Source organism: Alterluteimonas muca, from assembly GCF_021191595.1.
GTDB classification, from domain to species: domain Bacteria; phylum Pseudomonadota; class Gammaproteobacteria; order Xanthomonadales; family Xanthomonadaceae; genus Luteimonas; species Luteimonas muca.
Window position 1 is genome coordinate 82424 of the sequence record NZ_JAIWPS010000004.1, and the last position, 13105, is coordinate 95528.

Annotated in this window: 11 protein-coding genes and 2 tRNA genes; 4 read left to right on the top strand and 9 right to left on the bottom strand. The window is 69.8% G+C overall.

Going from position 1 to position 13105, the window contains the following annotated elements; genetic code table 11:
- The first annotated feature begins 3 nt into the window (after positions 1–3).
- The gene (locus LDO11_RS07420; RefSeq protein WP_232140970.1) at positions 4–1599 is read left to right on the top strand and encodes a tetratricopeptide repeat protein; all 1596 of its coding nucleotides are present in this window, start codon (positions 4–6) and stop codon (positions 1597–1599) included.
- 52 nt (positions 1600–1651) lie between these two features.
- Here LDO11_RS07420 and LDO11_RS07425 read toward each other — a convergent pair whose 3' ends face one another.
- From LDO11_RS07425 to LDO11_RS07450, 6 genes are all read right to left on the bottom strand, one after another.
- Positions 1652–2581 (bottom strand): DMT family transporter, encoded by a 930-nt coding sequence (locus tag LDO11_RS07425; protein ID WP_232140971.1) that lies wholly within the window; start codon positions 2579–2581, stop codon positions 1652–1654.
- Positions 2578–3633 (bottom strand): UDP-N-acetylmuramate dehydrogenase, encoded by a 1056-nt coding sequence (murB, locus tag LDO11_RS07430; protein WP_232140972.1) that lies wholly within the window; start codon positions 3631–3633, stop codon positions 2578–2580. Before murB ends, LDO11_RS07425 begins: the two co-directional genes overlap by 4 nt.
- A gap of 5 nt (positions 3634–3638) precedes the next feature.
- Positions 3639–4694 (bottom strand): quinone-dependent dihydroorotate dehydrogenase, encoded by a 1056-nt coding sequence (locus tag LDO11_RS07435; RefSeq protein WP_232140973.1) that lies wholly within the window; start codon positions 4692–4694, stop codon positions 3639–3641.
- 70 nt (positions 4695–4764) lie between these two features.
- Positions 4765–5046: a DUF4190 domain-containing protein gene (locus LDO11_RS07440; protein ID WP_129136056.1), complete on the bottom strand. Its 282-nt coding sequence runs from the start codon at positions 5044–5046 to the stop codon at positions 4765–4767.
- A 115-nt stretch (positions 5047–5161) separates the two neighbouring features.
- Entirely contained in the window at positions 5162–6697 is a 1536-nt protein-coding gene (gene amaB / locus LDO11_RS07445) for an L-piperidine-6-carboxylate dehydrogenase (RefSeq protein WP_129136055.1), read from the bottom strand.
- A gap of 80 nt (positions 6698–6777) precedes the next feature.
- Positions 6778–6854 (bottom strand) — tRNA-Arg (locus LDO11_RS07450).
- Positions 6855–6977: 123 nt separating this feature from the next.
- Between LDO11_RS07450 and LDO11_RS07455 the strand changes: the two genes are divergently transcribed.
- Positions 6978–8030: an AI-2E family transporter gene (locus tag LDO11_RS07455; protein ID WP_232140974.1), complete on the top strand. Its 1053-nt coding sequence runs from the start codon at positions 6978–6980 to the stop codon at positions 8028–8030.
- A 44-nt stretch (positions 8031–8074) separates the two neighbouring features.
- Here LDO11_RS07455 and LDO11_RS07460 read toward each other — a convergent pair.
- Together LDO11_RS07460 and rnd are read right to left on the bottom strand one after the other, a co-directional pair.
- Positions 8075–8150 (bottom strand) — tRNA-Ala (locus LDO11_RS07460).
- A gap of 23 nt (positions 8151–8173) precedes the next feature.
- The gene (gene rnd, locus LDO11_RS07465; RefSeq protein WP_232140975.1) at positions 8174–9289 is read right to left on the bottom strand and encodes a ribonuclease D; all 1116 of its coding nucleotides are present in this window, start codon (positions 9287–9289) and stop codon (positions 8174–8176) included.
- Between the two features lie 45 nt (positions 9290–9334).
- On the opposite strand from rnd, the gene LDO11_RS07470 reads away from it, so the two are divergent.
- Together LDO11_RS07470 and LDO11_RS07475 are read left to right on the top strand one after the other, a co-directional pair.
- Positions 9335–11290 (top strand): formylglycine-generating enzyme family protein, encoded by a 1956-nt coding sequence (locus LDO11_RS07470; protein ID WP_435574620.1) that lies wholly within the window; start codon positions 9335–9337, stop codon positions 11288–11290.
- 80 nt (positions 11291–11370) lie between these two features.
- The gene (locus tag LDO11_RS07475; RefSeq protein WP_232140977.1) at positions 11371–12267 is read left to right on the top strand and encodes a M48 family metallopeptidase; all 897 of its coding nucleotides are present in this window, start codon (positions 11371–11373) and stop codon (positions 12265–12267) included.
- A gap of 36 nt (positions 12268–12303) precedes the next feature.
- Here the strand turns inward: LDO11_RS07475 and phbB are convergent, their stop codons facing one another.
- Positions 12304–13047 carry an acetoacetyl-CoA reductase gene (phbB, locus tag LDO11_RS07480; RefSeq protein ID WP_232140978.1) on the bottom strand — a complete coding sequence of 248 codons (744 nt, stop codon included), beginning with the start codon at positions 13045–13047 and terminating at the stop codon, positions 12304–12306.
- Between the last annotated feature and the right edge of the window lie 58 nt (positions 13048–13105).

Genomic DNA, 13105 nt, shown 5'->3' on the forward strand with positions numbered 1-13105 from the left:
GCAATGCTTGCACGTGACCTGGACTGGGCAGTGGCCAGGGCCACGGCGGGCAACCCCGCGATGCGGTACGCATCGGTCACCGGGCTGGTGGAAGACCTCAGGCGTTTTCTCGCGGGCAGGCCCCTGCTTGCGGTCCCGGACCAGCGCGGTTATCGCTGGGGGAAATTCGTTCGGCGCAATCGCAGCGGGCTGGCGGTCGCCGGTGTCGTCGTACTGGCGCTGCTGACCGGGCTGGGGCTCTCCCTCTACGGGCTCGACCAGGCGCGGACGCAACATGCGCTGGCCGAGCAGGGGGCGCATCAGCTGCAAACCGTATCGGAGTTCCAGCAGTCGATGCTCGAGGGCATCGATATCGAGGGGCTGGGTGTCGGGCTGGTGGATGCATTACGGGCCCAGGTGCAGGACAGGGCGGAGGATCGTCTGGAGGCCTTCCAGCAGGTCCTGCCCCACCTCAACGGGGCCGACATTGCCAGGCAACTCGTCGACGGGAACATCCTGGGCGGCGCGATCTCCGCGATCGAGCGCGACTTCGGTGCGGACTCCGTGCTTGCAGCGGACCTGCGTGCCTCCATCGCGCACGTGCGGCATGAGCTGGGGATGTACCGTCAGTCCGCCCATGACTGGTCAGGGGTGCTCGCCGAGCGGGAACGGCTGCTGGGTGCGAATGCGGACGCAACACTTGAGGCGCGACAGGGTCTGGCCAGAAGCATGATCCGCGACGGGCGGCCGGCCGAGGCCAAGGCCGTGGTGGAGACCGCGTTGCGGAATGCAGGTCACCTCGACGATGCGAGCGAGTTGCGTGCACTGCTCGAACTCAGCAGGAGCGAGGCCGTCGCCGGTATGGGCGACCTTGTCGCGGCCAGGGACATGCAGGCGTCCCTGTACGAGCGCCTCGCCATGACCCGCGGCGAGGAGGACCCGACCACGATCCGGGTGCGCAACAACCTCGGCATCGCATATTCCAAGCTCGGGGAGCACGAGGTCGCGCGCGGCATATTCACCGAGCTTCTGGCAATCAGCGAACGCGTGCATGGTCCCGAGCACGAGGACACGCTCCGGACGCTCGGAAATCTCGCGGCATCGTCGTCGGATGTCGGTGACTACGGGAATGCCATGTCCTACAACCGCAGGCTGCTCGAGGCGGGGATGCGCAAACTGGGCGAGCGGCATCCGCAAACGCTCGCCACCCGCTCGAACATGGCCCTGGACCTCCGTGACCTCGGGCGCTATGACGAAGCGCCTGTTGAACTCGAAGCGGTGCTCGAACTGCGGGAGAACGTGCTCGGCCCGGAGCACCCGCAGACGTTGATGTCACGCTGGCGCGTGGCGGAAGTCCTGGCGCGCATCGAGCGCTTCGACGTTGCATTGCCGATGGCCAGGGAGGTCCTCGAGACCCAGCAGCGGCTGTTGGGCGCCCGCCACCCTTCTTCGCTTCTGACCGCGCTGAAGTATGCCGGTCTACTCGATCTTTCGGGCTCACGCCACGAAGCGCTGGCGCTGGTCGACGAAGCGCTACCGGCAGCGCTGGAGGTCATCGGCGACGGCCGTGGCGAAGTGCGCGCCGCGATGCGCCTGAAGGAGGGTGGACCTGCCGGTTGAACCTGCGCGCAGGCGGGTGAACGGTACGGCCGGCACGGTTTTCCACCGCGGATCACTCACCCGGCTTCGCAGCCTCGACCGGTGCGGTGGTGGCGGAGCGGCGTGCCAGGCGCGCTTCACGGTGGGCGATGTAGGCGTTGGCGGCGAGGATGATGCCGGCGCCGATGGCGGTCCAGCGGTCGACGGTCTGGCCGAACAGCAGCCAGCCGAACAGCGCGACCACCGGCAGCTGCATGAAGCTGATCGGCGTCAACGCGGACACCTCGCCGATCTTGAGCGCGCGCGTCCACAGCATGTGGCCGCCGGTGCCGAGCACGCCGGCGGCGATCACCCACAGCCAGACGATGCCCTGCGGCCACTCCCACACCACCAGCGCGGGCAGGAACGACATCGGCACCCAGAACAGCGTCGTCCAGATCACGATGCGGTCGGCCGGCTCGGTGCGCGAGAGCTCCTTGATCTGGATGGCGACGATGCCGCTGAGCACGGCCGCGGCCACCGCGACCAGCATGCCCGGGGTGAACTCCCCGGTGCCCGGGCGCAGGATCACCAGCACGCCGACGAAGCCGAGCGCCACGGCCGTCCAGCGCCGCGCGCGCACGGTTTCGCCCAGGAACAGCACCGCGGCGATGGTGACGAAGATCGGCGTCGAGTACGACAGCGACACCGCCTGCGCCAGCGGCAGGTGGCCGATCGCCCAGAACCCGCAGAACATCGAGGCCACCCCGATCACGCAACGCACCACGTAGCGCGGCAGCTGTGTCGTGCGCAGGAAGGCGAGCCCACGTCCGGGGCGCAGCAGCAGCGGCAACGCCGCCACCAGGCCGAAGAAGTTGCGGAAGAAGGCGATCTCGAACGTGTGCAGGCTTTCGGATGCCAGCCGGATCGCGATCACCATCAGCGCAAACAGCATGGTGCTGCCCAGCATCAGCAGGGCGGCGCGTGCCGGGGTGGAAATGGCTGCGCGCGCCGGGGACCTCATGCAGGCCAGCTGGCGCCGACGATGCGCGGCTCGGGTTCCAGGGCCACCCCGAAGCGCGCGTGCACCGAGTCGCGGATGCGCACGGCGAGGTCGAGCAACTGGCGGCCGCTGGCGCTGCCGTGGTTGACCAGCACCAGCGCATGTCCGGCCGCCACACCCGCGTCGCCATCGCGATGCCCCTTCCAGCCACAGGCCTCGATCAGCCACGCGGCCGAGAGCTTGCGGCGGCCCGGGTCGCCGGCCGGGTACAGCGGCAGGTCCGGGTGCTCGGCGACCAGGGCCTGCGCCTGCGCGGTCGGAACCAGCGGGTTCTTGAAGAAACTGCCGGCATTGCCGATGCGTGCGGGGTCGGGCAGCTTGCGCCGTCGCAGGCGGATCACCGCTTCGCCGACATCGGCGGGGGAGGGCATGACGATCCCCATCGCGGCGAGTTCCTCGCCCAGCCCGGCATAGCCCAGCCGCGGCGCCGAGTGGCGCGACAGTGCGAATTCCACCGCGGTGACGATCTCGCGATCCGGCGTGCGCTTGAAGCGGCTGTCGCGATAGGCGAACGCACAGGCAACGTGGTCGAGCCGTACCCGAACGCCGCGATCGCGATCGAATGCCTCCACCGCGACGATGCGCTCGCCCACTTCCACGCCATAGGCGCCGATGTTCTGGATCGGCGCGGCGCCGACGGTGCCCGGAATCAGCGCCAGGTTCTCCAGCCCGCCCAGACCCTGTGCCAGCGACCACATCACCAGCGCGTGCCAGTCGACGCCAGCCTCGGCGCGGACCACGACATGCGCCGGATCACGGTCGTCGATGATGTCGATGCGCGCACCGCACAGCCGCAACAGCGTGCACTCGGGGTCCCGGGCGAACAGCAGGTTGCTGCCGCCGCCCAGCACCATCGCCGGTGCCGATGCATCGCCGAGCAGGCCTGCGGCCAGCAGGCCGGGCAGGGCATCGGCCTCGTCCACCTCGACCAGGCGCGGGGCGCAGGCGTCGATGCCGAAGGTGTTGGAACTGCGCAGCGGCACGCGCTGCAGTACGCGATAGCCCCGGGTCATCGTACTCAGGCCGGGGGCAGGTTGCCGATGCTCGGTGCTTCCTTGCGCCGGCGGATCGCCGCGGCGCATTCGTGCACGAGTGCGGGGCCGCGGTAGACGAGGCCGGTATAGAGCTGCACCAGCGAGGCGCCGGCTGCGACCTTCTTGACCGCATCGGCACCGGTCATGATGCCGCCCACGCCTACCAGCGGGATCGATTCCGGCAGCCGCGTGCGCAGCATCCGCAGTACCGCGGTGGCCTTGTTCATCAGCGGCTCGCCGGACAGGCCGCCGGTCTCGCGGGCCAGCGCATGCTGCTGCACGGCGATGCGCGACACCGTGGTGTTGGTGGCGATCACGCCGTCCACCTGCAGCTCGCGCAGCACGCGGGCGGCCGCGTCGATGTCGTCGTCCGAGAGGTCCGGGGCCACCTTCACCAGCATCGGCACGCGCCGGCCATGCTGTGCGCCGAAGCGTTCCTGCGCCTCGCGCAGCGTCGCCACCAGCCGCCGCAGCGACTGCTCCTCCTGCAGCTCGCGCAGGCCAGCGGTATTGGGCGAGGAAATGTTGACGGTGATGTAGTCGGCCAGCGGATACACCCGTTCCATGCAGTACAGGTAGTCGTCGGCCGCGGATTCGTTCGGGGTGTCCCTGTTCTTGCCGATATTGATGCCGAGCAGCCCGCCCTTGCGCGTCGCACGGCCGACGTTGGCCACCAGTGCATCGACGCCGTCGTTGTTGAAGCCCAACCGGTTGATCACCGCGTTGTGCCCGGGCAGCCGGAACATGCGCGGCTTCGGGTTGCCCGCCTGTGGCCGCGGCGTGACCGTGCCCACCTCGACGAAGCCGAAGCCCAGCGCGAACAGCGCGTCGATGTGCTCGGCGTTCTTGTCGAGCCCGGCTGCAAGGCCGACGGGGTTCGGAAAGCGCAGCCCGAAGGCCGGTGTCGGCAACGGCTTGACCCTGCGCGCGAGCAGGCCGGTGGTGCCGGTCCTGTACGCCAGGTCGAGCGCCGACAGGCCCAGCCCGTGCGCGCGTTCGGCGTCGAGGGAGAACAGCAGGCGGCGGCCGAGCGGATACATGCGGCTCAGCACTCCGCGCGCGTGGACATGGCGATGGCGGCGGTGGTCGACGCGGCCGGATCCCGCACGATCAGCCCCATGCCGAGAGCCATGCCAGGCCGCCGAACAGCACCAGCATCAGCGCCACCAGCGCGATACCCAGCACGATGCCGAGCCATCCCAGCACCAGGCCGGCGATCGCCAGCCCGTCGCCTTCCAGCGTCTGCGGCGCGCGGCGGATCTCCGCACGTGCGATATGGCCGGTGACCACCGCCACGATCGCGCCGAGGCCGGGCAGCAGCGTCCAGCCGAGGATGCCGAACACGAGGCTCAGAACGGCGAGCACACTGGTCTGGCGTGGCGTTGCGTCCATGTCCGGCTCCCGGGGTGTGGCGGCCCGGGAAGGGGCCGCCGTGGCCGTATCGTACTTCGGCGCGCGGCGGCCACGCGTGGCGGTTCACCACCCGCGCACGGCCGCCGCGATGCGGTCAGAGGTCGAACTTGATGCCCTGTGCCAGCGGCAGGTCGTTGGAGTAGTTGATGGTGTTGGTCTGGCGGCGCATATAGGCCTTCCAGGCGTCGGAGCCCGACTCGCGACCACCGCCGGTTTCCTTCTCGCCACCGAAGGCGCCACCGATCTCCGCGCCCGAGGTGCCGATATTGACGTTCGCGATGCCGCAGTCCGAGCCCCAGGCCGACAGGAACTGCTCGGCCGAGCGCAGGTCGGTGGTGAAGATCGCCGACGACAGACCCTGCGGCACGTCGTTCTGCATCTCGATCGCCTCTTCCAGATCCGAATACTTCATCACGTAGAGGATCGGCGCGAACGTCTCGGTCTGCACCACCTCGGCGTCATTGGCGAGGCCAGTAATGATCGTCGGCAGCACGAAGTTGCCCTTGCGCTCGGTCAGCGCCTTGCCCCCGGTGGCGACGGTGCCGCCGGCCGCCCTGGCCTTCCCGATCGCGTCGAGGTAGGCCTTGACCGCATCGGGGCTGTTGAGCGGGCCCATCAGGTTGGCCGGGTCTGTGGGGTCGCCGATCTTCTTTTCCACCTGGCCATAGGCCGAAACCAGCTTCTCCAGCACGTCGTCGTAGATCGACTCGTGGATGAAGACGCGGCGGGTGCTGGTGCAGCGCTGGCCGGCGGTGCCGACCGCGCCGAACACGATCGCCGGGATCGCCAGCTTCAGGTCGGCGGAGGACTCCACGATCATCGCGTTGTTGCCGCCGAGCTCCAGCAGCGAACGGCCCATGCGACGCGCGACGCGCTCGCCGACCTGGCGGCCGACCTTCGTCGAGCCGGTGAAGCTGATCATCGCCACGCGCCTGTCGTCGACCATGCGCTCGGCCAGCGCGTTGTCGGTGTCGTTGAACAGGAAGAACAGGTCGGGGAAGCCGCCGGCCTTGAGCGCCTCGTTGCAGATGCGCATCGAGGCGATCGCCGACAGCGGGGTCTTGCCCGAGGGCTTCCAGATCGAGATGTCACCGCAGACCGCGGCGACGAACGAATTCCATGCCCACACCGCGACCGGGAAGTTGAACGCCGAGATGATCCCGACGATGCCCAGCGGATGCCACTGCTCGTACATGCGGTGGCCCGGGCGCTCGGAGTGCATGGTCAGGCCGTAGAGCTGGCGCGACAGGCCCACGGCGAACTCGCCGATGTCGATCATCTCCTGCACTTCGCCATCGCCTTCCGGCTTCGACTTGCCCATCTCCAGCGCGACCAGCGAACCCAGCGCGTCCTTGTGGGTGCGCAGCGCCTCGGCGCACAGGCGGATGGCCTCGCCACGACGCGGGGCCGGCGTCCTGCGCCAGACCTTGAAGGCCTCCTGCGCGCGCGCAACGATGGCCTCGTACTGCTCGGGCGTGGTCGCGCTGACCCGTGCCAGCACCTCACCGGTGGTCGGATTGGTCGGCTCGAGGGTGCCTGCACCGTCGCCCGTGGCCCATTCGCCGCCGCCGAGGAAGGTGCCGGATTCGCTGTCGCCGAGGCCGAGCGCGCTGAGGACGGAATGGGTCATGAAGTACTCCTGAAACGGAACATGGGGGACACGGGCGCCGGGCGGGCGGCGCGACGGCAGGATGCCGAAGTGGATGCAACTGGCGCCCCCGGCGCGATTCGAACGCACGACCTTCCCCTTAGGAGGGGGACGCTCTATCCAGCTGAGCTACGGGGGCAGACCGGTGATTTTCTCATGCCCGGGCCGATTGCCCAAGCCGCAGCGTCCACGGCGTTTGCACGCCGCATATGGGCACTTGGAGCGCACCGCTGCCTGCAGTGCCCCGATTCCGACCGCACCGATGCCGACCGAGCTGCTCGACTACACCCGCAAGGTGATCATCTTCGTGGCCATCGTCGGCCTTGCGTTCGTGCTCGCGAAACTCTCGCACGTGCTGGTGATGGTGTTCGGCGGCGTGGTGCTGGCGGCCGTGCTGCTGACGCTGACCGGGCTGCTGCGGCGCGTGGTGCCGTTGCCGCACGGTGTCGCGCTGGCGGTCGTGCTGGTGCTGCTGATCGGTGGCCTGTCGACGTTGCTGGCGCTGTTCGGCGCGCAGGCGGCGAGCGAACTCGCCACCCTGGTCGAGACCATGCCCGCCGCGGCGCAATCCTTCCAGGACTGGGTCGACACCACCCGGCTCGGCCCGGTCATCCACGAGCAGATCGAGGCGCTGCGCGGCAACGTCAACCGCCTGATGGGCACCGCCGGCGCCATGGCGATGTCGCTGACCAGCGGACTGCTGGAACTGTTCCTGGTGCTGGTCGGCGGCATCTACATGGCTGCGCAGCCGCAGCTCTACCGCAAGGGCGCGCTGAAACTGGTGCCGCGCTCGGTGCGCCTGACCACCGCCGAAGCGCTCGACGCCAGCGGGCGCGCACTGCAGATGTGGCTGGGCGGGCAGCTGGTCGCGATGCTGCTGGTCGGCGCGCTGACCGGCATCGCCCTGTGGATGCTCGGCGTGCCCGCCGCGTTCGCACTGGCGCTGATCGCCTTCCTGCTCGACTTCGTGCCGATCATCGGCCCGATCGTGGCCGCGGTGCCCGGCATCCTGCTCGGCTTCACCGTGAGCCCGAAGATCGGCCTGGCCACGCTGGTGGTCTATATCGTCATCCAACAGATCGAGAGCAACATCATCCAGCCGCTGATCCAGCAACGTGCGGTCGAGCTGCCGCCGGCGCTGCTGCTGTTCGCGCTGTTCGGGTTCGGCGCGCTGTACGGGCTGCCGGGCCTGTTGCTGGCCGCGCCACTGACGGTGTTCGTCTATGTGCTGGTCAAGAAGCTCTACGTGCGCGAACTGCTGGATACCGAAACCTCGGTGCCGGGCGAGGAGAGCGAATCCGGAACGGAGCGCTGAAAACAGGAAGGCCCGGTTCCTGCGAACCGGGCCTTCCGTTTATGTGGTGGAGCCAGGGAGGATCGAACTCCCGACCTCGTCATTGCGAACGACGCGCTCTCCCAGCTGAGCTATGGCCCCACGGAAACGTCAGCGACGGGCCATTATACGGAGCGGCCGGCAGCCGGCAAGACGTCGCCCAGCAGCGGCGCAAGTACCGGCTCGAGCTCGGCGCGACGCCAGCCCGAGAGCGCCTGCGGCCATTCGCCACGCTCCAGCAGCGCCTCCAGCCAGCGCCGCGATGCCAGTACCCCGTCGGGAAGGCCAAGCTCGGCCGAACGCGCGGCGACCGCGTCCTGCAGGCGCTTGAGCGCCTTGCGATCGACCTCCTCGGTGCGCGGCGGCGGCGCATCGGACTCGTCGGACAGCGGGGTCTGCAGTGCGTGCTGGATCTGTGTCGCCAGCTTGCGCGGCGACTTCGGGTGCCGGTCGAGCACGCGCTGCAGCTCCGCGGCGTCGGCTGGCGGGTCACGGGCGAGCAGGGTGGCGAGCTCGTTGTCGAGCACCCAGCTGCGCGGGCGATCGCGCTCGCGGGCGAACTGCTCACGCCAGCGCAGCAGGCGCAACAGGCGGTGCTGGGCGGCGGGATCGAGATGCTGGGCGGCGCGTAGCGACAGATGCGGCCAGCGCTCGGTCTCGTCGCTGTCGGCCAGGCGCACCTGGCGCGCGCAATCGGCGTCGAGCCACGCGCGGCGGCCGAGCGCGGCGAGGCGGTCGTCGAGGTGCTGGTGCAGGGCGGCCAGGTGCCGCACGTCATCGGCGGCATAGGCGAGCTGCGAGTCCGACAATGGCCGGCGCATCCAGTCCGAACGCGTTTCGCCCTTGGCCAGGACTTCGCCGGTGATCTCCTGCACCAGCTTCTGGTACCCGAGGCCGGCGGCGATCCCGGCCATCGCCGCGGCAACCTGGGTGTCGAACAGCGGCGTCGGCACGGCGTCGCAGGCGTGCTTGAAGGCGATCAGGTCCTCGCCGGCGCTGTGCATCACCTTGAGCACCGCGGGATCGAGCAGCAGCGGCCGCAGGACATCGGTCATGCCGGGAACCAGCGGGTCGATCAGCAGGATGTCGTCGTCGATCGCCAGCTGCACCAGCGCCAGCTGCGGCCAGTAGGTGCGTTCGCGGATGAACTCGGTGTCCAGGCCGACATGGGCGGGCAGCTGGGCAAGGCGGGTGGCGAGGGTCTGTGGATCGGCGATCCACTGGATTCGGGGTTCGGGCATCGCGCCAGTGTAGGCCCTCGGGCCGGTCTCCACGAAGGTCGGGGCATGCGCAGGAGATACTGCGCGCTGCGCGCCACGCGATTGACCGCGCCGCGGGCGCCCCCTACCGTCCGCCGTTCGTACACCCCTGCCAGGTATCTGGAGCCCCGCTTGCGTCTTCGCCCCATCCTTGTAATTCCGCTGGTCCTGCTGGTGTGCGCGGCATGCGCGCGCGACCCGGACGTGCCGGCGGCGGAGGACGCGTCGCCGGCCGCGGCGACCGGCAGCGTCACCATCAGCGCCCAGGAGGCGGGCGCCGCGGCGCTGAGCTGGCAGCGCCCGCGGGTGGCGCTGGACGAAGAGGACGGGGACGAGGTCGCGCAGGCACGCGAGCGTGCCGGCGAGGCGCTCGACAGCGGAGATCTCTACGAGGGCGAGGACGCGGCGATCCCGCTGTACCTCGCGCTGCTCGAACGCGACCCGGAGGACGGTGACGCGCGACGCGGCCTGAACGCGGCGCGCGCGCGGTTGATCGCCCTCGGGGACGAAGCGCTGGCGCAGAGCGGCGACGACCCCGACGCCCTGCGCAATGCCCACCGGGTCGCGGCGGTCGCGCGCGATGTCTGGCCGCAGGACAAACAGACCCAGGCCTATCTGCAGCGGGTGGATCGCGCCGACCATCTGTGGGAACTCAACCGCCTCGCCGAGGCGGACCTGGCGCAGGACCGGCTCGGCGAATCGGGCGATGGCGCGCTGCCGAAGTTGCGCGAGGCGCTGGAACTCGCACCCGGCCAGCCACGTGCGATGCAGAACCTCGCAGCGGTGGAGAGCGCGCTGATCCGCCGCGCCGAGAACGCGGCCGCCAGCGGCGACTTCGACAGCGCCGGGCAGTGGCTGGAGCACGCCGCGGTGCTGCGTCCCGAGATCGCCACCGTGCCCGACGCCCGCGAGCGCATCGCGCGCATGCGCACCCTGCGCATCGCCCGCCTGCGCGACCAGGGCGTGGCGGCGCTGGCCGGTGAGGACGGCATCGCCCAGGCGCGTGCGCGGCTCGCGGAACTGTTGAGCATCGCCGAGCCGGGCGATCCGGCGGCCGTGGACCTGCGCGAACGCATCGACCTCGCCGTGCACTACGGCCTGTTCCGCCCGGGACAGGTGTTCACGGACGCGCTCGGCAGTGGCGGCCGTGGCCCGCGGATGGTGGTGATACCGCATGGCGCCTTCACCATGGGCGCGCCCGCGAACGAGCCCGGCTCCACCGATTCCGAGCGGCCACAGCGCAACATCCGTTTCGACCGCGGCTTCGCGATGGCGGTCACCGAGGTCACCGTGGGCGAGTACCGGCGGTTCGTGAACGCTACCGGCTACCAGACCCGTTCGGCGCGGCGCGGCTTTTCGATGGTCTACGACGAGCGCAGCGGCAATTTCGTCCGCCGCAGCAATGTCGACTGGCGCCACGACCACATCGGGGCGCTCGCCGCCGACAACACCCCGGTGCTGCACGCCAGTGCGGTGGATGCCGCCGCCTACGCGGACTGGCTGTCGGAACAGAGCGGCCACCGTTACCGCCTGCCCAGCGAGGCGGAGTTCGAATACGCATTGCGCGCCGGTACCGGGACCGCCTTTCCGTGGGGCGACGGCCGCGAGGTTCCCGACGGCGTCGGCAACCTGACCGGCGGCAATGACCGCTCGCCCTCGGGCAGGCAGTGGAGCAATGCCTTCCCGGGCTATGGCGATGGCTACTGGGGCCCGGCACCCGTGGCGAGCTTCGTGGCCAACCGCTGGGGAGTGCACGACCTGGCCGGTAATGTCAGCGAGTGGGTCGCCGACTGCTGGCACGACAACTACCGCCGCGCACCGGCTGATGCCACGCCGTGGGTGAATCCCGGCTGCCGCACGCATGTCATCCGCGGCGGATCCTGGGCCAGCGCGCCCGGCCAGGCGCGTTCGGCATGGCGCACGCCTGCGCAGCGCGACACCACGAACGCCCGCCTGGGCTTCCGCGTGGTCCGCGATCTCTGATCCCCGCGGCATCCTCACCACGTCTTGCGTGCCGGGCGTGGTACATCGGCGCGCACCCCGCGCCAGCACGAGAACCCACGATGCGACAGGACCCGTTTTCCCGACAGTCGGACCCGCGACGCCGCAACCGCCGCGGCGGGGGCCTGCGCCTGTGGATCCTGCTGCTGTTCGCCGGGTACGGCGTCTTCTACTACTTCTCCAACCAGGTCGAGGACCCGGTCACCGGGCAGAAGGTGCTGATCGACCGCAACCTGTCGGCCGACGACGAGAAGGCGCTGGGGCTGGAGGCCTACCAGCAGATCCTGCAGCAGGAACGCCCGGTGGATCCGTCGCTGCCGATCGCCCGGGAGGTGCAGTCGATCGCCGACCGCCTGATCGCCAAGGTCGATGTCGTCGAGGCGGCGCTCGCTGCCGAGCACGGCATGCAGCCGACGCGCTTCTCGCAGAGCTTCGACTGGGAGGTCAACGTGATCGAGTCCGAGCAGGCCAACGCGTTCTGCCTGCCCGGCGGCAAGATGGCGGTCTATACCGGGCTGGTGCCGGTGGCGCAGAACGAGGACGCGATGGCGGTGGTGATGGGCCACGAGATCGCCCACGCGCTGCTGCGCCACGGTGCGCAGCGCATGGCGCAGCAACGGCTGAGCCAGGTCGGGCAGATGGCCGGTGCGATGAGCGGCATGGACCCGCAGCAGCAGCAGATGGTGATGGCGGCGATGGGCTACGGCTACCTGCTGCCGTATGCGCGCAAGCACGAGACCGAGGCCGACGAGGTCGGGCTGATGCTGGCGGCCGCCGCCTGTTTCGATCCGCGCGAGGCGGTGCCGCTGTGGGAGCGGATGGGCGAAGCATCGGGCCGGCAGGCACAGCCGGAGTTCTCGTCGACGCACCCGAACCCGGGCACGCGCATCCAGAACCTGCAGGCGATGATGCCGCGCGCGCTGGAATACCGGGAACGCTTCTGCGAACAGCCGATGTAGCGGCGATGCGCGGGCGGCCGGCTCGCGCGTCGCGACTCAGAAGCTCATGAACAGCCCGCCGTTGACCGGCAGGTTGGCGCCGGTGATGAAGCCGGATTCCTCCGCGGCGAGGAACGCCACCGCGCGTGCGATCTCGTCGGGCTGGCCGAGCCGGCCCACGGGCACCCTGTCGACGATGTCCTCGCGGATCGCGTCCGGCATCGCGGCGACCAGCGCGGTGGCGCAGTAACCCGGCGACACCGTATTGACGGTCACGCCCTTGCGCGCAACCTCGCGGGCCAGGGCCATCGTGAAGCCATGCATGCCGGCCTTGGCGGCCGAGTAGTTGGTCTTGCCGAACTGGCCGGTCTGCCCGTTGACCGAGGCGAGGTTGACGATGCGCCCGAAGCCGCGGGTGACCATGCCGTCGACGGCATGCCGGCACAGGTTGAACACGCTGCCCAGGTTGACGTCGATCACCGCCTCCCACTGCACGCGCTCCATTTTGCGCAGGGTGGCGTCGCGGGTGATGCCGGCATTGTTGACGACGATGTCGAGCGTGCCGTGGCGCTCTTCGACGTTGGCGACGAAGCGCGCGCAGGCGTCGAAATCGGACACGTCGAGCACGGCCGTTTCCGCATCCAGCCCCTGCATCGCCTCTCCGAAGGCGGCCCGGCGCTCGGGCGGGCCATCGAGGTCGGCGGCGATGACACGGCAACCGGCCTGCGCCAGATGCCTGCAGATGGCGGTACCGATGCCGCCCAGGCCGCCGGTCACGACGGCCACGCGTTGTGGACTCATGCAATCAACTCGTTGTGCGCGATGCGGCGGCAACGCGCCGTATCGGATCGGTCCGCGA